This is a genomic window from Dactylosporangium sp. NPDC000521 (assembly GCF_042898305.1).
Taxonomy (GTDB): domain Bacteria; phylum Actinomycetota; class Actinomycetes; order Mycobacteriales; family Micromonosporaceae; genus Dactylosporangium.
This window is the reverse complement of the sequence record NZ_JBIAYW010000004.1, coordinates 87,468-106,757: the sequence shown is the minus strand read 5'-3', so window position 1 is coordinate 106,757 and position 19,290 is coordinate 87,468. Positions and strand designations below refer to the sequence as shown.

Sequence of the window (19,290 nt, the reverse complement as noted above, 5' to 3'; positions counted from 1 at the left end):
CTCAGCTTCCTGCGGCTCAGCCGAAGTCGTCGTCGGAGCCGCTGTCGCCGTCGTTGTCGTCGGACCAGCTGCCGGAGTCGCCCCCGTCATCGCCGCCGCCGTCGCTGGAGGACTGCTGCTGCTGTTGCTGGGCCTGGCGGCGCAGCTCCTCCTCCTCGACCGGCGACAGCATCAGCGGCGGCGCGACGACCGCGCCCAGCAGCGCGCCGGCGCCGACCGCGGCGAGGATCGCCCCGGTGCGGCCGCCGAACGTCGTGCGGTTCACCGTCAGCGTGCCGTCGCCCCAGGCGGTGCGGCCGTAGCCCTGGTCACGGCCGTACACGACCTGACCGGTGCTGTAGGTGCGCTTGATGATGCGGTTGCCGAGGATCTCGTCGATGCCGCTGCGGCCGGAGTTGTCCTGCCACTGCACGTGGTGGTCGCCGGCGCGGCGGCGCCACTCCTCCCGGCCGTCGGCGAAGCGGCGATGGACGCTGCGGTCGCTGAGCAGCTCGTCGGTGAACTGGATCTCCCGGTAGTGGCTCACAGCTCTCCTGTCATGCGGCGGGCCAGGTCATGAAGCCCGCGGCCTGCAGCTGCCGGAGGCGGGCGGATCTGCGGCGGGTCCGGGACTGTCCGCGGACCAGGCGGTGCACGGTGCGCAGCAGGCGGGCCGGGTTGACGGCGGCGACCTCGACCGTGTGCCCGGCCCGCAGCCGGCGCACCTCCCACGGCTCCAGCCCCGCCGGCGCGGCCATCCCGGGGGACGCCGCCGTCCGCGCGGCGGCGGTCAGATGGAGCGCCGCCGCGTGCACCGGTCGCAGCCCCAGCGGGTGTACGCGCAGCTCACCCGCCCACTCGCGGACGGCTTCGACGGTCGCGTACCCGGCGGCGCCCGCGTCGTGCAGCACGAAGACGGTCGCGTCGCCGGTGCGCCGCAGCGCGGCGGTCAGGCGCGGGTCGAGCGGCAGGTCCCGCTCCGCGAACACCGGGCACGCCGACTCCATGTGCAGCTCGTTGGCGAGCAGCATCCCGGCGATCGCCGCGTCCTGGCAGACGAGGAGCCGGGGGAGTCCGTAGTCGTACAGGTCGGGCACGTCGTCGCCGGGCGCCGCGACCCGCGCCGCGGGATCGTCGAGGAGACCCGGGACGGGGCCGTGCCGGTCCAGCGCCGCGAGGAACCGCTCGTAGCCGACGGGTGCCGGCAGCGTGAACCGGAACCGGCGCGGCAGCCGGTGCAGCGGCAGCAGGCCCCGGCACACCTCGTAGTACAGCTGCCGGCGGGTGAACCGGATCCGCCCCGGCGCCCCGGCCCGCACCACGGCGGACGCGACGGCGCGATCGAGCGCGCTCACTCGCCCGGCCATGTCACTCGCCCGGCCAGGTCATGAAGCCGACCGCCATCGCGGCCTGCTCGTCGCGGTCGGGGCGGTCGGCGGTGCGCAGGTGCTCGGCGACCTTCTTGACGCGGGCCAGCAGCTGCGCCGGGCGCAGCGCCGCGAGCGGCGACGACCAGCCCTCGCCGAGCCATTCCAGCTCCTTCGGCGTGAGATCCGTCTGCGCCTTCAGCCAGGCGACCCGCTCCGGCTGCCGGGCCTTCGTGCGCAGCTTGAACGGGTCCTTCGCCGCGAGGACGGTCCGGGGGCGCAGCCCCAGGTCGACGACCCGCCGTCCGCGCAGCTCGTGCCGGGCGGTCGCGAGGAACACCTCACCGTCGAGGCTCGCGTCGTGCAGCACCGCGACCGGGACCGACGGCGGCAGCGCGGCCACGTCCGCGGCGAGCGCGGCGTTGAAGTAGCGCTCGACCTCGTTGACGCGCAGGCAGGCGAGCACGGACGGGTCCGGGCACAGGATCGCGAACGCCGGCTGCTGCGGCGGCGGGCCCGGCTTCACGTACGCCTCGTCGATGATCCCGCCGGGTGGCTTGCCGTACACCCGGCTCCAGCCGCCGAGGATCTCCTTGCGGAACTGTTCCAGGGGCATCTTCACGGCGACCTCGCGTTTGAGGACGCCGGCCAGCCGCAGCACGATGATGACGATACCGATGGCCAGGAGCGCTCCGCCGATGATCGCGAGCGGCAGCACCTCACCGAACACGCCGATGGCGAGCAGGACGGTGCCGATCAGCAGCGGCACGACCACGCCGCAGCCGGCGGTGCCGTCGTTGGCGGCCTTGTTGGTCTTGCGGGCGGCCGCGTACCAGACCTGCGTGACCGTGTACCAGTTGTTGTCCTCGCTGAGCTTCCCGGTGAGCCGGCGCACCTTCACGTCGTGCAGCGCGAGCGGGTTGTCCTTCGGGTCGAACACGAACGACTTCCGGCACTTGCCGCATGTCTTGCCGGTGCGTTCGGTGCGCTTCAGGTTGGTGGTGCAGTGCGGGCAGATCATGCCGATCCCTCCAGACGCACGGCGAGACGGCGGGCAGCCCGGGCCGCCCGCTCCCGCAAGGTCATCCCACCCGGTGACGGCGCCTCCCCGACGGCGCGCAGCGCCTTGGCGAGGGCCGGATAGTCCAAGTCGCCGTGCTGCGGCGGCTCCGCGGCGGCGCGGCGCTCCGCCTCCTCGGCGGTGATCGCGTAGTCGTCGTGGTCGATGCCGAAGCCGGTGTTGGCGGCGAGGATCAGCAGCCGGCCGTCGCCCCGGTTGATGAACGAGTGCGGCAGCAGCGCCGGGATGCGGAGCATGACGCCCGGCGTCAGCCGTACCGTCACCGCCTCCTGCCGCTCGTCGTCGTAGAGCCCGCACGCCGCGTAGCCGAGGCTCAGCACGAAGTGCTCCCCGCCGTGCGCGTGCGGCGTGAACGCGCTGTGCCCCCGCATCAGGCCCAGCTTGTAGGTCGCGTTGCTGGGCCGCTCCGGCGACGTCAGCGCGTCACCGATCAGATACCGGGCGTGCTGCCCGCTGTCGATGAACGGCAGCAGCTCGGCCGGGTCGAGCAGGTCTCCGCGGCCGGTCCGGGACGTCAGCAGTGCCGTGCCGTCGGCGGTCAGTGCGTACACCTCGACCCCGGCCGGGAGTCCCGCTCCGTCCTTCACTGAGCCCTTCACACTGGGCACTGTACGAAACGCGAACACGCCGCGCACTAAGCTGTCCGGCCGGTGACCGGGGGACGTCACCGACGTGAACGGGGGTTGCCTGTGCGGCGCTACGGGGTGCCGGCGGACATGATCGAAGCGGCCACGCGGCTTCGCCTCGCCGGTGACTGGCGCGGGGCGTGCGCGGTGGCGAACGTTGCCGTCGAGTTCGACCTCGCGGCCGTCGCCGGCAGCTTCGGCGCGGACGTCGCCGGCCGGCTCGCCGACGACCTCGCGCACCTGGTGCCGGACCTGCTGCGCTGGCACCTGCCGACCAATCCCGAGCCGCTCAACGGTGCCCGTGCGGTGACGCCGCTCGCGCTGTACGAGGGCGGCGCCGGCCTCACCGTGCACGGCCCGAACGTGGCGGACCAGCCCCAGCGGCTGCGGCTGCGCGCCGAGGCGGTCGTCGCCGGGTACGTGCAGCACGGCCTGCACCTCAACCGGGAACGCTGGGACGACCGGCACACCACCGACCTGCTGGCCCGCTGCGGCGGCCGCACCCGGCTGCCGTTCTTCACCGCCACCGGCACGCCGGTGCCCGCGGCGGAGCTCGGCCGCGACGACCACGAGGGCCGCACCGAACGCGTCGTGCAACTGCTCGCGAAGGGGCGGACGGCCGAGGCGTGGGACGAGGCCGGCTTCGACGTCGACGCGCCCGAGCACCTGCTGCGGCACTTCCGGCCCGGGCTCACGATGCTCGCCGAACGGGCCCGGCACCTGGCGGAGACCACGGGCGGCGACGTCGTCCTGGTGCCGATGCCGTCGTTCCACGGGATGCTGCTCGACCGCCTCGACGCGCCCCGGCCCCGCGTGCGGGTCGTGCCCACCCACAACGGCCCGCCGGCTGGCGTGCCCGCGCTGCCCCGCGCCGCCCACCACTGGCCGGGCGTCCTCGACCACCTGCGCGGCGGCGAGCTCGACCCGGCGCAGCTGCACCCCCTCGTCGGCGCCGCGCTGTTCCCCGCCCGCGGCACGCCGACGATGCCGGCCGCCCCGCGGCTGCCCGGGCCGGTGGAGCTCCGCTGCGGCGACGCGTGGCACGAGGTCGCCGTCCGCGACGGCGCGCTGCACGTGCCGCACCCGCCGGAGGAGCTGACCCGCGAGCTGGCCCTGCAGGCCCTGGCGGGCCGGGTCGAGCCGGGCTGCGCGGTCGCCGCCCGCGGCTGGCGGACCGGCGGCGGCTGGCTGCCGACGCCGCTGCTGAAGCTGCGGTCGCAGCTGCTGGAGTACGTCATGCACGGCGAGGCGACCGCGGTCGAGGCGCTCCTGGACGAGGGCCTGGACCCGAGGCTGCTGGACGCGCACGGCCGGACCCTCGTCCACCTGCTGCCGTGGCTGTTCCCCGCCGACGCGCGGCTGCGGGTCCTGGACCGGCTCCTGGCCGCCGGCCTCGACGCCGGCGCCCGCGACCGCCTGCGCCGCACGCCGCTGCACTTCGCGGCCCGCCGCGGCGCCTCGCCGACCCTGATCCGGGCGCTCCTCGCCGCCGGCGCCGACCCCGCCGCCACCGACCACGCCGGCCACACCCCGGCGGACTTCGCCCCGACGCCGGAGGCGGCCCGTCTGCTGGCCGCCCCGCCGCGATGACCGGGCATTCTTGTCATACCCCGGCGGTAGGGTTCAGCGGCAGCGCGCCGCCCAGCGCAGCCGCATGCGCCCGCCACAGCGGCGCAGCACGCACGCGCCACAGTTGCGGTCTGCGGCCCGGCGTCGTCGCCGACCTCAGCCTCAGCGGCGGCGCGCCGGCCGGTGTCGCCACCCGCGTCGGGCCGGACCTCCTTGCGATGTCCATACCCGTGCGGAATCCCGGCAGGGTCGGCCGGTTCCCGTGTGGGGTCAGCTCGACGGCTCCGGCGGTGCCGTGATGTCGCGGCGGCGGGTGACCGCGATGAAGAGGGCGGCGGTGAGCAGCCCCGACCAGACGGCGTCCAGCGCGAACTCCAGCCTGATCCAGTCGTCCCGCAGCTCCGCCACGTCGACGTACACCTCGACCATCTTCCGCGCCACGAGCACGAGGAACCCGAGCAGCGCCGGCCAGAAGGCCCCGCCGAGCCGTCGCCGGAACGCCAGCGTGAGTCCCACCCCGACGACTCCGGCGACCGCGGGCGGCTCGAACAGCAAGGTGAACCCGAAGAGGGCGAAGATTGTCTCTGCCATGCACGGCACCGTAGAAGGTGCCGTCCAATCACGACCGGAAGGCGGCAGCATGTTCGACCTCACGGGGCGGCGCGCCCTGGTCACCGGTGCTGGGCACGGGATCGGCGCGGCGATCGCGGTGGCGCTCGCGGAGCACGGCGCGGACGTCGTGGTGCACCACGGGCGGTCCGCGGACCGGGCCGCCGCGGTCGTCGAGCGGATCGCGGCGCTGGGCCGGCGGGCCCTGGCGGTGCCGGGCGACGTGACCGACACCGCGCAGGTCGACCGGTTCGTCGGCGCGGCGGCGCGGCACCTCGGCGGGCTGGACATCCTCGTCTGCAACGCCGGGCACCTGGTCGGCCGGGTCGCGGTCGCCGACATGAGCGACGAGCACTTCGCGCGGGTCACCGACGTCAACCTCACCGCCACGTTCCGCACCGTGCGGGCCGCGCTGCCGGCGCTGCGGGCGTCCGGGGCGGGCCGGATCGTCACCATGGCGTCCCTCGCGGCGCACAACGGGGGTGGTCCCGGCGCGGTCGCGTACGCCGCCGCGAAGGCCGGCGTCATCGGCCTGACGAAAGGCCTGGCGAAGGAGCTCGCGCCGGACCGCATCACCGTCAACGCCCTCGCGCCCGGCTACATCGGCGACACCGACTTCCACGCCACGTTCAGCACCCCGGAGCGGCGGGCGGCGACCGTGGCGGCGCTGCCGGTCGGCCGGGGCGGCACCGCCGCCGAGGTCGCCGCGGCCGCCGTCTATCTCGCCTCGACGGAGGCGGGGTTCGTCACCGGCTCCACGGTGGACCTCGACGGCGGCGCGTCCCCACGCTGAGGCCGGCCGGACCCGGACGGTGAGAGGCCGCCCCGGCAGGGGCGGCCTCTCGCACGTCAGTGGGCCATGGCGCGGGGCGCGTCGGGGTCCACGTCGAGTGGGCCGGTGCGGAACAGGACGGCCGACACGAGCGCGCACAGGAGGAAGAACCCGGCGGACCACCAGAACACCGTGTGGTAGCTCTCGATGGCGGCCTGCGCGGCCAGCTGCGGCGTCGGCGTCTTGCCCGCCATGAAGTCGCCGGCCGTGCTCGCCGCGAACGAGCTGAGCAGCGCGGTGCCGATGGACCCGCCGATCTGCTGCGTCGTGTTGATCATCGCGGAGGCGACGCCGGCATCACCGGCGACGCCGGAGGTGGCGGCGTTCTGCGTCGGGGCGAAGATGAGGCCCATGCCGAGGCCGATGACGAGCAGGCCGGGCAGCACCCCGGCGGCGTACGTGGAGTGCAGGTCGAGCCGGGTCATCAGCAGCATGCCGGCGCCGGCGGTGAGGGCGCCGAGCGGCACGAGCGGGCGCGGGCCGACCCGGGGGGTGAGGATCGAGCCGGCGGTGGTCGCCGACAGCATGATGGCGGCCAGCATCGGCAGGAACGCGCAGCCGGTCTGGATCGGGGTGAAGCCCAGGACGCTCGTCAGGTAGTAGGTGAGGAAGAGGAAGATGCCGAACATGCCGGCGCCGGCGATGCCGACCGCGGCGTAGGAGCCGCCCCGGTTGCGGTCCAGCACGACCCGCAGCGGCAGGAGCGGGTGCGCGACCCGCCGCTCGATGGCGACGAACGCGACGAGCACCAGCACACCGACGGTGACCGGGCCGAGGGTCATCGCGTCGCCCCAGCCGTCGGACTCGGCGTTCGCCAGGCCGTACACCAGCGACACCAGCCCGACGACGGCCGTCACCGCACCGGGGACGTCGATGCGCCCGCGGGACCGGGCGGGCTCGTCGCGCAGCTTGAGCAGCCCGCCGGCGACGGCGAGCGCGGCGATGACGAGGTTGACGTAGAGGCACCAGCGCCACGACGCGTACTCGGTGAGGACGCCGCCGAGGAGGAGGCCGACGGCACCGCCGGCGCCGGAGATCGCGCCGTAGATGCCGAACGCCTTGCCGCGCTCCTTCGGGTCGGGGAACGTGATCGACAGCAGCGACAGCGCGGCCGGGGCGAGCGCGGCGCCGAACGCGCCCTGCAGCGCGCGGGCCACGATGAGCATGGTGAGGCCCTGCGCGGCGCCGCCGAGCGCGGACGCCAGGGCGAAGCCGGCCAGGCCGACGAGGAACATCCGCTTGCGGCCGAACAGGTCCGACAGCCGCCCGCCGAGCAGCAGGAGGCTGCCGAACGCGAGCGCGTAGCCGGTGACGACCCACTGCCGGCCGCCGTCGGAGAAGCCGAGGTCCCGCTGCGCGGTGGGCAGCGCGATGTTCACGATCGTGGCGTCGAGGACGACCATGAGCTGCGCCATGGCGAGCACGACGAGCGCCCACCACCGGCCTGTCCGCGGTTGCGGCGACGGTACCGGTGTGCCCGGTCCCGCGCCGGTGCGCCTCGCGGCGGGAACGCGGCGGTCGGTGGTGGTGCTCATCGTCGGTCCCCCGGTGGGTTCGGTGTGCGGTGACTCCTGCGCATCGGGATTCGGGGGTCGGAGCTGAGCGGCTGTACGCGACGTCACACCCCGCCGCCCGTCCCGATGCCCGGTTCGTTCGGCGGGGGCCGAACGGTGCCGGCGCTACCTTCGCGGGCATGAGCGACGATGTTCCCGAGGTTGACGACCGCGACCCCGCCCACGTCATCGAGGAGGCCGTGGCGCACGCCGTGCGGCTGGCCCGGACCTGGCCCGCGTGGGACGGGCGGCCGATTCCCGCCGGCGACCGGGTGTACACGCCGCACAAGGCCATCCGCCGCCTCGGTGACCACCTCGTCGACCACCTCGCCGAGCTGGAGGCCCGCCTCGCCGGTGCGCCGCCACCGCCCGACCACTGGCACGCCTCGGCCGTGACCACGCCCGCGGATCTGGCGCCGTTCACCGAGGAGGACTTCGATGAGGCGTACAGCAGACTCCACCGCCTCGGCATGATCTGGGCGCTGCGGCTGCGGGCCCTCGACGACGAGCGGCTCGACCGGGCCGAGGGCGGTGCGTGGACGCTGCGGCAGGTCGCGTTCCACCTCGGCAGCACCTACTACGCCGACGCCGTCGGCGACCTCACGCCACCGGCGTAGGCCTCGTCCGTGCCGCCGGGCCGGCTCGGCCTCGGGTACCGCCCGGGCTACACCCTGGGGTGGAGGCGGGAATCCACCCCGGGCTCGATGAATGCGGGACGGGCCGGGCATAGGCTCGGATGTATGCGCCAGGATCTGGCGGGGGGCCGGCACGGTGCTGCTGGTCGGGGGCGCGGCGGCGGTGACGACGGTGCTGCTGGCGGTGGTCCTGTGGGGGCAGCACGACGACCGGCCGTGGCCGCTGCTGGTGTGGGCCGGCGTGAAGGGCCTGCTGTGGGGCAACGGCGTGGTCAAGCTCGCCGTCGCCGCGGGGCTGGCGTTCGTGATCGCCGTCCGCGCGGTGGCGCGACGGGTCCGCCGGGCACCTGCCGGCACCACCGCCGAGCTCGGCGCACCGGCGCCGGCGGATCCGCAGCACGCGGGCTCGCGCTGACCAGTCCCGCGGTGGGGGGCGGGGCTGCGCCGGCCGGGCGGGCTCAGGATGCGCCGTCGCGCGGTGGCGGGGCCGTGGCGGGCAGGGTCAGCTGGACCGTGGTGCCGTGGCCGGGGCTGCTGGCGACGGTGATGTCGCCGTGGTGGGCCTCGATGATGGCCTTCACGATGGTGAGGCCGAGGCCCGCGCCCTGGGCGGCGAGGTGGTCGGCGGTGCTGCTGCGGTGGAAGCGGTCGAAGACGTGCGGCAGGTCCTCGGCGGGCACGCCGACGCCGGTGTCCGCGATCGTCAGCGTCGGCTGTGGCTCGGCGGTCGTGGCGATGGTGACGTGCCCGCCCGGGGGAGTGAACTTGATGGCGTTGAAGAGCAGGTGGTTGAGCGCCTGGGCGAGGCGTTCGGGGTCGGCGGCGGCCGGCACCGGGTGGTCGGTGCGGGCGGTGAGCGTGAGCCGCTTGTGCTCGGCGATCGGGCGGGAGGTGAGGCTCGCCTGGTAGGCGAGCTCGGCCAGGTCGATCTCCACCAGGTCCAGCCGAAGCCCTGTCTCGTGCAGGCGGGCGACCAGCAGGAGGTCGTCGATGAGGCGCAGCAGGCGGTCGGCGTTGCGCTGCATGACGGCCAGGAAGCGGCGCACGGTCTCCGGGTCGTTGGTCGCCTCGTCCTCGTCGAGCAGCACCTCGATGTAGCCGCGCACCGACGACAGCGGGGTGCGCAGCTCGTGGCTGACGCTGGCCAGGAAGGAGTCCTTGAGCCGGTCCAGCTCGCGGAGCCGGTCCGCGGTGTCGCCGATGGTCCGCGCGTACCGCCGCAGCTCCAGATGCGCGGCCGCGTGCCGCGCCAGGGATCGCAGGGCCCGGCGCTGCTGCAGGGTCAGCTGCCTGGGCCGCCGGTCCATGACGCACACGGTGCCGGCGGCGTGGCCGTCCTGCAGCAGCATCGGGGCGCCCGCGTAGAAGCGCACGCCGTGCTCGGCGTTGGCCGTGTTGCCGGCGAAGCGCGGGTCGGTGACCGTGTCGTCGATCTCCAGCAGCTGGCGGTCGCGCACGACGTGGGTGCAGAAGGAGTCGTCGCGGGCGCCCTCCTCGAGGTCCCACCCGACGCGTGCCTTGAACCACTGCCGGTCGGCGTCGACCATCGACACCATCGCGATCGGCGTGTCACAGATGTCGGCGGCGAGCGCGGCGATGTCGTCGAAGTCGGCCTCCGCCCGGGTGTCGAGGATCCCGGTCTCGGCGAGCGCGGCGAGCCGCTGCGGCTCGTCGTCGGTCCGTGACGGCTTGCTCACGCCGGTGCTCCTCCGCGGTCGGGGCCACGCCGATCTTCGCACCTCGCAGCCGTCCCGGCGGACGTTTTCCCTGGCTAGGACGGTGAACTAGCTTCCTAGGGCGACTTACGGACCGTGAGGCCCGGCACCCACAACGGATCGGCGGCGCACGAACGACGCGGACCCGGGCCGTGTTCCTGGCCCGGGTCCGCGCTGTGTTCACAGGGTCAGCTGTAGGCCTCGAACTCGTAGATGCGGGCGGCGGTGTTGGTGTTCTGGGTAGGCGTGATGACGTTCAGCCGGATGTAGCGGGCGTTGACGTTGGTCGTGGTGGTGGTGACGTTGGCGGTGTTGCCGCGGACCTGCGCGGCGGTGGTCCAGGTGGAGCCGTCGGTGGAGGTCAGCAGGTCGTAGTCGCGGGTGTTCCAGGCCGCGTCCTCGCCGCCGGCGCCGGCGTGGCGGACGACCAGCGATCCGATGTGGACGGTGCTGCCGAGGTCGACCTGGAGGAACTTGGTCGCGCCGAGCGAGCACCACTTGTCGGAGTTGCCGCCGGAGACGCTGCCGTTGACCGCCTTTTCGGGGCCTTCGGTGGTGCCGCAGGACGAGTCGGCGGTGGCCGGTCGGCCCAGGGCGAGGTTGCCGGCGGGGGTGCCGCCGCCGTACACCTCGAACTCGTAGATGCGGGCCGCGGCGTTGCCGTCGTTAGCGGGCGTGCCGATGTCGACCTTCACGTACCGGGCGGTCCGCGCGGTGACCTGGTGCAGGGTGCGGCTGGAGCGGTTGCCGGTGACGGACACGGCCTGGGTCCAGGTGGCGCCGTCGGTGGAGGTGGAGATGGTGAACGCGCCGGTGTTCCAGCCGGTCGACTCGCCACCGAGGCCCGCGTGCTTGAGCACGAAGGTGCTGACGGTCTGGTTGGAGCCGAGGTCGACCTGCAGGAAGCGCGGGGCGGTGCTGGTGCAGAACTTGCTGTTGTTCTGCAGGCTGCCGTCGACGGCCTTGGCCGCGGATTCGGCGGTGGCGCAGGCGGCGGAGCCGGTGGCGGTCTTGTTCAGGGCGAGGTTGGTGCCGAGGTTGGCCGGGGTCGGCGGTTGGGTGGCGCCGTCGGTGAAGGACGGCGGGACGTTGCCGGCGCCGGTGCCCCAGCTGGATTCGCTGCCGCCCATCGTGTACTGCAGGGTGCCGCCGGCGGCGAGGTCGGGGTAGCGCAGGTAGTTGTTGGACACGGCGGAGCCGTTGAGCGTGAGGCTCTGCACGAACGAGTTCGAGGAGCTGCCGCCGTTGATCTGGATGTTGCCGGCGGAGCGCTGGATGAGCAGCGACGGGAACGTGGGGCCGTGGATGGCGAGCGTGTCGGCGCCCGGGGTGACCGGGTACATGCCCATCGCGGACCAGACGTACCAGGCGGAGGTGGCGCCGAGGTCGTCGTTGCCGGGCAGGCCGCCGGCGCCGGTGGTGAAGGATTCGGTCATGACGCGGCGGACGGCGCCGGCGGTCTTGCCGGGCCGCTGCGCGAAGTTGTACGTCCAGGGCACGTTGTGCTCGGGTTCGTTGCCGATGTAGAAGTACGGCCGGGAGAGGCCGCCGTTGAGTTCGGTGAAGTGGTGGTCGAGGCGCTGCACGGCGGTGGTGGGTCCGCCCATGAGGTTGATGACCCCGCCGAGGTTGTAGGGGACCATCCAGGTGTACTGGGCGGCGTTGCCCTCGGTGAAGGGGCTCTCCTGTGCGGGGTTGAGCGGCCACGGCCAGGTGCCGTCGCTGTTGCGCGGGTGGATGTAGCCGGATTCGGTGTTGAAGGTGTTGCGCCAGTACTGGGCGCGGGTCATCGCCGAGTTGTAGGTGGTGGTGTCGCCGAGCGAGCGGGCGAACTGGGCGACGGCGAAGTCCGAGGCCGAGTACTCCATGGAGTCCGAGGGCGCGCCGGGGATGTAGGTCTTCGACGCGTACTCCGACTGGCGGCCGCGGATGGGGGAGCCCTGCATGGTGCCGCCGGCGATGGCGTTCTTCATCAGTTGCAGCGCGGCGGCGGTGTCGAAGGTGCGGGCGCCGAACGCGTAGGCGCTGGAGACGATGATGGGGCCGGGGTCGCCGGTCATGACGAAGTCCTCGTTGGTCTGCTGCGACCACTTGGGCAGCAGGCCGCCCTGCTGGCCGTCGAGGACCATGGATTTCATGATGTCGCTGGCGACGTCGGGGGCGATGAACGCGATGAGCGCCGCCCATGAGCGGTAGATGTCCCAGCCGGAGTAGTTCTGGTAGACGGGGTGGCTGGCGGTGTGCACGGCGTTGTCGAAGCCGCGGTACTGGCCGTTGACGTCGCTGGCGATGTTGGGGTTGACCATCACGTGGTAGAGCGCGGTGTAGAACTTCTGCAGTTCGGTGGCGGTGCCGCCGGTGGCCTGGACGCGGTTGAGGGCGGTGTTCCAGGCGGCGTTGGCGTTCGCGCGGACGGTGTCGAACGCGCCGGTCTCGGCGTTGAGGTTGGCGGTGGCGTTGGCGACGCTCACGAACGACAGCGCGATGGTGGCGTTGACGGTCGGGTTGCTGCTGGTGTCCCAGGTGATGATCGCTCCGGTGTTGACGCCGCTGGTGCTGGTGGATCCGTTGCTGATCGTGCCGCCGTTCCAGGTGCCGACGGAGGACGGGGCCCGGTCGAAGCGGATCGAGTAGTAGATCTGGTAGGTCTTGCTGGATCCGCAGAACCCGCCGGCGGTGACGCTGCCGGTGACGTTGCTGCCGGAGATGTTCACGGTGCCGCTGCGGTTGCCGGTGGCGGACCGGCTGGTGTTGATGAGCAGTCGTGCGGTGGTGGTGTTGGGGTAGTTGAGGCGGAGCGCGCCGGTGCGGGTGGTGGCGGACAGTTCGGCGTCGACGCCGTACTTGTCGAGGCGGTTCTTGTAGTAGCCGGCGGACGCGCTCTCGTTGGTTTTCGTGTACGTGGAGGCGTAGCTGGTCCAGGCGGTGCCGGGGGAGGAGCCGAGGGCGCCGGTGACCGGCAGGATTCCGAGGTCCTCGTTGTTGGGGCAGCCGGCGCCGTTGAAGTGGGTGAGGCTGAACTCCTCGATGGTGCGGTCCTTGTCGCGGTATCCGGACGGGGACGCGGTCGGGGTGTCGGGGCTGAACTGCGTCATGCCGAACGGCACGGTGGCGCCGGGGAACGTGCTGCCGCCGGCGCCGCCGCCGACAGGGTTGGGGGAGTTGCTGTCGTCGGTGCCGATCAGCGGGTTGACGTATTGGGTCAGGTTGAGGTCGGCGGCGTGTGCCGGTGGTGCCTGGGCGAGCGCGACGAAGGCGCTGCCCAGTAGGGCTGCGCTCGCACCGGCGAGCATTCGGACCGTGCGTGATCGGGACATGGGTGGTCTCCCGTTCGTGGCGGTGAGGACGGGAGAGCGCTCTCGATGCATTCATACTGGTTGATCAACGTTCCGTCAAGATTTGCCAGAACCCGGTTTCCGGCGCCGGGCGCGCGGGGGTCGGCGGCGGGTCTGTCCAGGGACGTCGTCGGGGCTGCGCACGCCGCCGGGCGGCCGTATCCGTTTCCGAGGGGCGCGGGCGGGTAGCCGGAAGACGAACCGCGACGGGTGGAGCAGCGCGACGGCAGGAGGATCTTGTGAAGGCAGTGGTGTGGCACGGCAAGCGGGACGTTCGGGTGGAAACGGTCCCGGACCCGGTGATCCAGGAGCCGAACGACATCGTCATCCGGATCACGTCCTCCGGGCTCTGTGGCTCGGACCTGCACCTGTACGAGGTGCTCGGGCCGTTCATGAGTGAGGGCGACATCCTCGGGCACGAGCCGATGGGTGTCGTCGAGGAGGTCGGCGCCGACATCTCGCATCTGCGGCAGGGTGACCGGGTCGTGATCCCGTTCAACATCGCGTGCGGGCACTGCCTCATGTGCGCGCAGGGGCTCATGACGCAGTGCGAGACCACACAGGTGCGCTCGCAGGGCAAGGGCGCGGCGCTGTTCGGTTACACCAAGTTGTACGGGCAGGTGCCGGGCGCTCAGGCGGAGTACCTGCGGGTGCCGCAGGCGCAGTTCGGGCCGATCAAGGTGCCGGAGGGGCCGGCCGACGACCGGTTCGTGTACCTGTCGGACGTGCTGCCGACGGCGTGGCAGGCGGTCGAGTACGCGGCCGTCCCGGAGAACGGCACGCTCGCCGTGCTGGGGCTGGGGCCGATCGGCGATATGGCGACGCGGATCGCGATGCACCGCGGGCTGCGGGTCATCGGCGTGGACCTGGTCCCGGAGCGGCTGGAGCGGGCCCGTGCGAACGGTGTGGAGGTGATCGACCTGACGCAGGTCGACGACGTCGCCGACGCGATCCGGGACTTGACCGGCGGCCGCGGTGCCGACTCGGTCGTCGACGCGGTCGGCATGGAGGCGCACGGGTCGCCGGTGGGGAAGCTGGCGCAGACGATCGTCGGGTTCCTGCCGGACGTGGCCGCGCAGAAGCTCATCGAGAAGACCGGCGTGGACCGGCTCGCGGCGCTGCACCTCGCGATCGACGCGGTGCGCCGCGGCGGGACGGTCTCACTGTCCGGCGTGTACGGCGGTACCGCGGACCCGATGCCGATGCTGGTGCTCTTCGACAAGCAGGTCCAGCTGCGGATGGGTCAGGCGAACGTGAAGCGCTGGGTGCCGCAGATCCTGCCGCTGCTGACCGGCGACGGCGACCCGCTGGGTGTGGAGACGTTCGCGACGCACCGGGTGCCGCTGCACGCCGCGCCCGTGGCGTACGAGAAGTTCCAGGCGAAGAAGGACGGCACGATCAAGGTGCTGTTCCGGCCGTGACCGTGTCCGCGAGCTCGTCCAGGTCGCGGATGCGCAGGTCACCCGGCAGGCCGCGGAGCGCCGCGACCCGCATGCCGGCGGCCCGGCCGGCGTCGATCCCCGGCTGGGAGTCCTCCACGACGAGGCAGTCCCGCGGGTCGGCGCCGAGCAGGGCCGCGCCGGCCAGGTACGGTGCCGGGTCCGGCTTGCCGCGGGGCGTGTCCTCGACGGTGACGAGGTGGCGGACGGGTAGTCCCGCGGCGTGCAGGCGGACGGTGGCGAGCCGCCGGTCGGCGCTGGTGACCACGGCCCAGGGCACGCCGAGCTCGTCCAGGGTTCGCAGCAGCCGCGCGGCGCCGGGGGTGGCGGTGACGTCGGCGAGGTCGTCGTACTGCAGTTCCAGGTTGCGCTGCGCGGCGGCGGCGACGGCGGTGTCGTCGAGGTCGGGGCGCACGACGCGGATCGTCGTCGCGGCCGGGTTGCCGTGCAGGATCGGGGCGAGGACCTCGATCGGGACGGCGTGTTCGGCCGCCCACCGGTGCCAGGCGCGCTCGACGGCGCCGTCGGAGTCGACGAGCGTGCCGTCCATGTCGAGCAGCACAGCCTTCATGCGGTGTCCTCCTGCCGGTACCGGAGCTTCATGACGGAAAGGGTGAGCAGTGCCGCGCCCGTCGCCGCGTTGGTGAGGACGATCGGAAGGTCGCCCTGGGATGCGCCGTACGCCACCCACAGCGCGACCCCGGAGGCGAGGGCCAGCAGGTAGAACCACGAGATGTCACCGACCGACCTGGTCCGCCACGACCGGGCGAGCTGTGGCAGCCAGCATCCCGTGGTGAGGATCCCGGCGAGCACGCCGAGCACCGACATGGCGCCTCCTTTAAACTCGTCGCACGAGCATATTGTACGACGGGCAGGATCGGCACCCATGGACCATCGCGCGGAGACGCTGCGGGCGCAGGGGGCGCTCGCGATGCTGCGGTGCGCGCACCGCTCGCCGGGGATCACGCGGGCCGAGGCGGCGGCGCGGCTGGGGCTGAGCAGCGGCGCGGCGGCCGGCATCATGGGCCGGCTGCGGGCGGCGCGGCTGCTCGCGGAGGCACCCGCCCCGCATTCCGGTGGCCGCGGCCGTCCGACGGCGACGCTGGTCCCGCACCCCGACGGGCCGCTGGTCGCCGTCGTCGACATCACCCACGCGACCTGGACGGTGACGACCGCGGCGATCGGCGGGGCGCTCGCCGCCGCGCCCGTCCACCGGCACCTCGGCCAGCCCGCCGACGCAGTCCTTCCGCTGGTACGCCAAGCGCTCGCCGCCCTTCCCCAGCACCGCCTGCGCGCGGTCGGGGTGGCGATCCCCGGCACCGTCCACGGCCACACCCTCGTCGAGGCGACGAACCTCCGCTGGCGCGGCGTCGACCTCCGCCCCCTGGCCGGCCTGCGCCCCTCCGTCGCCGCTTCGGGCAGCGGGGCTTCTGCGTCCGGCGGCGGGGCGGCTTCCGCGCCGGGCAGTGGGGCGGTTTCCGAGCCGGGCAGTGGGGCGGTTTCCGCGCTGGGCGGTGGGGCGGCTTCTGTACTGGGCGGTGGGGCGGGCTTCGCGCCGGGCGGTCCGGCGGGCCTGCCGCTCGCGGTCGGCAACGACGCGTCCCTCGCCGGTGTCGCCGAGGCGCTGCGCGGCGCCGCTCAAGGCATCGGCGTCGCCCTGCACCTGACGGTCGAGGTCGGCGTCGGCGGCGTCCTCATCGTCGACGGCCGCCCGGTGCTCGGCGCCGCCGGCGCGGGTGGCGAGTTCGGCCACCTGCCGTTCGGTGACCCGTCCCGCCGCTGCCCGTGCGGCGCCCGCGGCTGCTGGGACCTCGAGGTAGACGGCCGCGCCATGGCCCGCCACCTGGGCCGCCGCGCACCGGCCGACCCGCGGGCCTTCGCCGAGCGGACCATCGCCGCCGCCCGCTCCGGCGACCCGTCCGCGGCCACCGCCTGCCGAACCGTCGCCGCGGCCCTCGGGCGGGGCATCGGCGCCCTGATCAACGCCGTCGACCCCGCCGTCGTCACCCTCGGCGGCCTCGGCGTGGACCTCCTCGACGTCGCCGCCCCGGCCCTGCACGCCGCCGTCGCCCAGGGCGTGATGTCCTGGCGCCGCGGCGCGCTGCCCCCGGTCGTCCCCGCCGCCCTCGGCTCCCACGGCCCAGCGATCGGCGCCGCCGAGACCGCCATGTCGCTCGTCCTGACGGAAGCCGCCCTGACCCCCTCGGCTCCTTGACCCGCTGGCCCCTGACGCGCCTGCTCTCTGCCCCCGCTGGCCCGCTGCCTCCTTGACCCGCCTCCTTGACCCGTCCTGTTGGCCCGCCGCCCTCTTGCCCGCCGACCCCTGACCCGGTGCCGCGGCGCGGTATCGTCGTCGTGCTGGACCCGGCTGCTGGGCGTGCGTCATCGCGACGTGCTCCCGCTTCCCGGCTCCGCCGCCGCGCACGGAACCGGATCGGCCGCGGGAGCGTCTCAGCAGCATGAGCATGGATGGACGCCGCCAGTGGGCGGTGGTTGCCGCGGCCGGTGCCGGCACCCTGGTGGCGTTGGTCGCCGCGGTACTGGTGGCGAACCGGCCACCCGCCGCGCCCGGCGAGCAGGCCCCGCCGCCGACGAGGGCCGCCGCCGACCCCAGGGCGCTCGTCGTCGACGACGGCGACCTCGTCGAGGCCAGCGGGCAGGTGCTGGTCGCGCCGGGGAAACCGGCCCGGCTCTGCGCGCCCGCCCCGGTCCCCGCGATCGGCCGGACCGGTGACGAGCCGCTGTCGTGCGCGCTCGGCGTCGACGTCACCGGCGTCGACCCGGCGAAGCTCACCGGTGCGAGCGTCGTGCGTGGCGTCACCGCCGGCCAGGCCCGCCTCCGCGGCACCTGGCGCGGCGGTCAGCTGCACGTGACCGAGCAGGGGCCACCGGCCGCGGCGCCGCCGGTGACGCTCGACGACACCGTGCCGTGCGGGGCGCCGAAGGGCGGCTGGAAGCCCGGCGGCGGCGCCGACGGCATCGCGATGCACCGGTACGTCTACGAGCAGCACCCCGACCGGTTCCGGCCGCTGCGGGTCGCCTACCCGGACGGGCCGCCGACCGGGGCGACGGCCGGCCCGCAGCCGACCGAGGTGATGGTCGTCGAGGTCGTCGCCGGAGACGCCGCGGGTGAGGAGCAGCGGCTGCGGAAGCTGTTCGACGGCAACCTGTGCGTGGTCGCGGCGCCCGGCCGGCCCAGCATCGCCCGGCAGGAGCAGCTGCGGGAGCAGGTCAGCGCCGGCCTCGACCCGCTGATGGCCGACCCGGCCAGCGGCATCTGGGCCGTCGGCGGTGACGACGTGTTCACCGTCGAGCTCATGATGCTCACCCCGCGCCTGTACGAGCAGCTCGACGCCGTCGGGTTCGACCTGCTGCGGGTGGAGCCGTGGCTGCGGCCTACCGTTGGGTCATGAGCAGCCGCACGGACATCCTGGGCAGGCGCAAGCAGGTCGCCCTCACCACGTTCCGCAAGGACGGCACGCCCGTCTCCACCGCCGTGTGGCACGTCGTCGACGGCGACGAGGTGCTGATCCTCACCGAGCCCGGGTCGGGGAAGGTGAAGCGGCTGCGCAACAGCGGCCGGGTCGTGGTCGCGCCCAGCGACATCCGCGGCCGGGTGCCGGAGGGCGCGCCGTCGTTCGAGGGGACCGCCCGCCTCGTCGAGGACCCGGACGGGGTCGCCCGCATCCGCCGGGCGATCGGCCGCCGCTACATCTCCTCACGGATCGGCAACTGGTTCAACCGGCTGCTGCGCCGCCCGCGGGTGAGCATCGGCATCGTCGTCACGTTCTGACGTCCACCACGTTCGGGGTGCCGAAGCGGACCGGGACGCCGGGGGAGTAGAGCACGCTCACCGGCGGGCCGACCGGCGCCGGCAGGCCCGCCGCGGTCACCAGGGTGTCGTCGAGGTCGAGCAGGTCCGCGCGGTACAGCGGCCACCGGGGGTGCTCGTTCGGCAGGTGCAGCGTGCGGCCGAACGCGCGGGTGTGCAGCCCCCAGCGGGCCGTGACGAAGTGTTCCAGGGGCGTCGGCTCGGCGATCGGCGCGCCGACCCGCACCGCCATGGCGTTCACCGCAGGGGCGGGGACCCGGCCAGCGGCGGCGGCTGGTGTACCGCACGACGTCGCCGTCCTTCACCAGGCGCATCCCCGCCCACTTGTACGGCAGCCGCAGCGACACCTGAGCGGTCAGCACCGGCAGCAGGCGCGCCGCGTCCAGCGACAGGAACACCGCGGCGCGCCGGCCGGCCCCGTCGACGCTGTACAGGCGCACGTTCGTCTCGCAGAACGTGCCGAGGTAGGGCAGGCCCGGCCCGCTGAACAGGCCGAGCCGCACCATCCGGAAGCCGATGAGCCCCACGTACGACACCCCGTCGAGCGTGTCGGGGACCGTGCCCGCGGGCAGGAACGGCGCGACGGTCTCCGGCAGCACCGCCCAGTGCAGGAACGCGAGGTCGTGCCAGCGCTGCACCAGCATCGAGCGGCGCACCGGCCGCAGCGTCTCCGGGGTCACGTCCTCGATCCGCACGGCCCTCATTGTCCCTCAGGTCG

Annotated in this window: 18 protein-coding genes and 1 pseudogene; 8 read left to right on the top strand and 11 right to left on the bottom strand. The window is 73.8% G+C overall.

Going from position 1 to position 19,290, the window contains the following annotated elements; translation table 11 throughout:
- Positions 1–16: 16 nt before the first annotated feature.
- From ACFY3L_RS14615 to ACFY3L_RS14600, 4 genes are read right to left on the bottom strand one after another with little or no spacing between them, the layout of a single operon-like run.
- Positions 17–526, bottom strand: a complete 510-nt coding sequence (locus tag ACFY3L_RS14615) for a hypothetical protein (protein WP_389322849.1) — start codon at positions 524–526, stop codon at positions 17–19.
- Positions 527–536: 10 nt separating this feature from the next.
- A complete protein-coding gene (locus ACFY3L_RS14610; RefSeq protein ID WP_389322847.1) occupies positions 537–1,334 on the bottom strand; it encodes a hypothetical protein in 798 nt (265 codons plus the stop codon).
- 13 nt (positions 1,335–1,347) lie between these two features.
- The gene (locus ACFY3L_RS14605; RefSeq protein ID WP_389322845.1) at positions 1,348–2,367 is read right to left on the bottom strand and encodes a hypothetical protein; all 1,020 of its coding nucleotides are present in this window, start codon (positions 2,365–2,367) and stop codon (positions 1,348–1,350) included.
- A complete protein-coding gene (locus tag ACFY3L_RS14600) occupies positions 2,364–3,026 on the bottom strand; it encodes a cupin domain-containing protein (RefSeq protein WP_389322843.1) in 663 nt (220 codons plus the stop codon). Before ACFY3L_RS14600 ends, ACFY3L_RS14605 begins: the two co-directional genes overlap by 4 nt.
- A gap of 117 nt (positions 3,027–3,143) precedes the next feature.
- Here ACFY3L_RS14600 and ACFY3L_RS14595 point away from each other — a divergent pair, with 117 nt between their 5' ends.
- Complete coding sequence (locus ACFY3L_RS14595) at positions 3,144–4,643, top strand: ankyrin repeat domain-containing protein (protein WP_389322841.1); 1,500 nt, start codon at positions 3,144–3,146, stop codon at positions 4,641–4,643.
- Positions 4,644–4,892: 249 nt separating this feature from the next.
- On the opposite strand, the gene ACFY3L_RS14590 is transcribed toward ACFY3L_RS14595, so the two are convergent.
- Positions 4,893–5,213 carry a hypothetical protein gene (locus ACFY3L_RS14590; protein ID WP_389322839.1) on the bottom strand — a complete coding sequence of 107 codons (321 nt, stop codon included), beginning with the start codon at positions 5,211–5,213 and terminating at the stop codon, positions 4,893–4,895.
- Between the two features lie 49 nt (positions 5,214–5,262).
- On the opposite strand from ACFY3L_RS14590, the gene ACFY3L_RS14585 reads away from it, so the two are divergent.
- A complete protein-coding gene (locus ACFY3L_RS14585) occupies positions 5,263–6,024 on the top strand; it encodes an SDR family NAD(P)-dependent oxidoreductase (protein ID WP_389322837.1) in 762 nt (253 codons plus the stop codon).
- Positions 6,025–6,080: 56 nt separating this feature from the next.
- Here ACFY3L_RS14585 and ACFY3L_RS14580 read toward each other — a convergent pair whose 3' ends face one another.
- Positions 6,081–7,598: a DHA2 family efflux MFS transporter permease subunit gene (locus ACFY3L_RS14580; protein WP_389322835.1), complete on the bottom strand. Its 1,518-nt coding sequence runs from the start codon at positions 7,596–7,598 to the stop codon at positions 6,081–6,083.
- Positions 7,599–7,756: 158 nt separating this feature from the next.
- Between ACFY3L_RS14580 and ACFY3L_RS14575 the strand changes: the two genes are divergently transcribed.
- Positions 7,757–8,233: a hypothetical protein gene (locus ACFY3L_RS14575; RefSeq protein WP_389322833.1), complete on the top strand. Its 477-nt coding sequence runs from the start codon at positions 7,757–7,759 to the stop codon at positions 8,231–8,233.
- 154 nt (positions 8,234–8,387) lie between these two features.
- Positions 8,388–8,666, top strand: coding sequence for a hypothetical protein (locus ACFY3L_RS14570; RefSeq protein WP_389322831.1), 279 nt, complete (start codon positions 8,388–8,390; stop codon positions 8,664–8,666).
- 43 nt (positions 8,667–8,709) lie between these two features.
- Here the strand turns inward: ACFY3L_RS14570 and ACFY3L_RS14565 are convergent, their stop codons facing one another.
- Together ACFY3L_RS14565 and ACFY3L_RS14560 are read right to left on the bottom strand one after the other, a co-directional pair.
- The gene (locus ACFY3L_RS14565) at positions 8,710–9,948 is read right to left on the bottom strand and encodes an ATP-binding protein (RefSeq protein ID WP_389322829.1); all 1,239 of its coding nucleotides are present in this window, start codon (positions 9,946–9,948) and stop codon (positions 8,710–8,712) included.
- A 206-nt stretch (positions 9,949–10,154) separates the two neighbouring features.
- Positions 10,155–13,283 (bottom strand): GH92 family glycosyl hydrolase, encoded by a 3,129-nt coding sequence (locus ACFY3L_RS14560; protein WP_389322827.1) that lies wholly within the window; start codon positions 13,281–13,283, stop codon positions 10,155–10,157.
- 257 nt (positions 13,284–13,540) lie between these two features.
- Between ACFY3L_RS14560 and ACFY3L_RS14555 the strand changes: the two genes are divergently transcribed.
- A complete protein-coding gene (locus tag ACFY3L_RS14555; protein WP_389322825.1) occupies positions 13,541–14,722 on the top strand; it encodes a zinc-dependent alcohol dehydrogenase in 1,182 nt (393 codons plus the stop codon).
- On the opposite strand, the gene ACFY3L_RS14550 is transcribed toward ACFY3L_RS14555, so the two are convergent.
- Together ACFY3L_RS14550 and ACFY3L_RS14545 are read right to left on the bottom strand one after the other, a co-directional pair.
- On the bottom strand, positions 14,700–15,311 hold the full coding sequence (locus ACFY3L_RS14550) for an HAD-IA family hydrolase (RefSeq protein ID WP_389322823.1): 612 nt from the start codon (positions 15,309–15,311) through the stop codon (positions 14,700–14,702). The genes ACFY3L_RS14555 and ACFY3L_RS14550 overlap by 23 nt on opposite strands.
- The gene (locus tag ACFY3L_RS14545; RefSeq protein ID WP_389322822.1) at positions 15,308–15,568 is read right to left on the bottom strand and encodes a SemiSWEET family sugar transporter; all 261 of its coding nucleotides are present in this window, start codon (positions 15,566–15,568) and stop codon (positions 15,308–15,310) included. The genes ACFY3L_RS14550 and ACFY3L_RS14545 overlap by 4 nt, the downstream gene beginning before the upstream one ends.
- A gap of 58 nt (positions 15,569–15,626) precedes the next feature.
- Here ACFY3L_RS14545 and ACFY3L_RS14540 point away from each other — a divergent pair, with 58 nt between their 5' ends.
- The 3 genes from ACFY3L_RS14540 (at position 15,627) to ACFY3L_RS14530 (ending at position 18,533) form a co-directional block, all read left to right on the top strand.
- Positions 15,627–16,955, top strand: coding sequence for an ROK family protein (locus ACFY3L_RS14540; RefSeq protein WP_389322820.1), 1,329 nt, complete (start codon positions 15,627–15,629; stop codon positions 16,953–16,955).
- Between the two features lie 244 nt (positions 16,956–17,199).
- Positions 17,200–18,153 (top strand): hypothetical protein, encoded by a 954-nt coding sequence (locus tag ACFY3L_RS14535; protein ID WP_389322818.1) that lies wholly within the window; start codon positions 17,200–17,202, stop codon positions 18,151–18,153.
- The gene (locus ACFY3L_RS14530) at positions 18,150–18,533 is read left to right on the top strand and encodes a PPOX class F420-dependent oxidoreductase (RefSeq protein ID WP_389322817.1); all 384 of its coding nucleotides are present in this window, start codon (positions 18,150–18,152) and stop codon (positions 18,531–18,533) included. The genes ACFY3L_RS14535 and ACFY3L_RS14530 overlap by 4 nt, the downstream gene beginning before the upstream one ends.
- Here the strand turns inward: ACFY3L_RS14530 and ACFY3L_RS14525 are convergent.
- Positions 18,523–19,276 (bottom strand): annotated as a pseudogene (locus ACFY3L_RS14525) (YqjF family protein). The gene ACFY3L_RS14530 and the pseudogene ACFY3L_RS14525 sit on opposite strands and share 11 nt — an antisense overlap.
- Positions 19,277–19,290: the final 14 nt, after the last annotated feature.